Genomic DNA, 1,054 nt, shown 5'->3' with positions numbered 1-1,054 from the left:
GGGTGGGGGTGGTGCAGACGGCACCGCTGCGCTCGATCCGGCACCACCCCCACCTCCTGCCTCCTCCCCACAAGGGGGAGGAGCGGGGGCGATACCCGAGGTGATCGACCGGAAACCGTATGAGTTGCCACCGACTGCGCGGATCCTGACGAATGAAACCAAGGCGTGGATGGATCCGGCGCCGCACCCGCTCAGGCATCGAGTTTCTATCGAGCCCGGACAAGGCTTGAGGGGAGAGCCCGACCGCCGTCGGTTCCGGTCACGGCGAGGCGCGGCGCCCGCCCTCCGTCGCGACGCCGGCTAACGCGGGCGGCGCAGCGTCCGTCCCGCCGGCTTGCGCGCGTCCTTGCGGAACACTCCGACCAGCTCGACATGGGCCGACCACGCGAACTGATCGACCGGCGTGACACGCTCCAGCCGGTAGCCGCCCGCGATCAGGGTCGCGGCGTCGCGGGTGAAAGTGCCGGGGTCGCAGGCGACGCCGACGACGAGGGGAACCTTCGACTCCGCGATCCGGCGCACCTGCGCCTCGGCCCCGGCGCGGGGCGGGTCGAACACCACCGCGTCGAGGGCGTCGAGTTCCGGCCCGAGCAGCGGCCGGCGGAACAGGTCGCGGGCCTCCGCGGTGATCCGGGCGAAGCCGGCGCCGGCCCGGTAGGCGCGGGTGAGGGCGGTGATCGCCGCGGCCTCGCCCTCGACCGCGTGGACCTCGCGGCCCCCGGCGGCGAGCGTCAGGGCGAAGGGGCCGCTGCCGCAGAACAGGTCGGCGACCCGCCGCACCCTGGCCTTTCCCTCGTCCATCGCCCCCAGCACCAGGGCGGTCAGCGTCGCCTCTCCGGCCTGGGTCGCCTGGAGGAAGCCGCCGGACGGCGGCACGCGCCGGGCCGGGCCCTCGCCGACGGCGGGCGGGCGGCGCTCGACCACCACGTCGCCGTGGAGCGAGAGCCGGGCGAGGTCGAGTTCGCCCGCGAGCCGGGTGAGCACGCCGCGCACGCCCTCGCTCACCGGCCCGTGGCCGCGGATGTCGATGTCGAGGCCGGTCGCCGTGGCGGTC

General features: G+C 75.2%; 1 protein-coding gene. It reads right to left on the bottom strand.

The features are described from left to right. Window positions 1-300: 300 nt before the first annotated feature. The coding region (locus tag MFF42_RS20080; RefSeq protein ID WP_373875200.1) for a class I SAM-dependent RNA methyltransferase at window positions 301-1,054 on the bottom strand (754 nt) is incomplete at its 5' end.

This window comes from Methylorubrum podarium (assembly GCF_022179745.1).
Taxonomy (GTDB): Bacteria; Pseudomonadota; Alphaproteobacteria; order Rhizobiales; family Beijerinckiaceae; genus Methylobacterium; species Methylobacterium podarium.
This window is presented reverse-complemented; position numbering and strand designations above follow the sequence as displayed.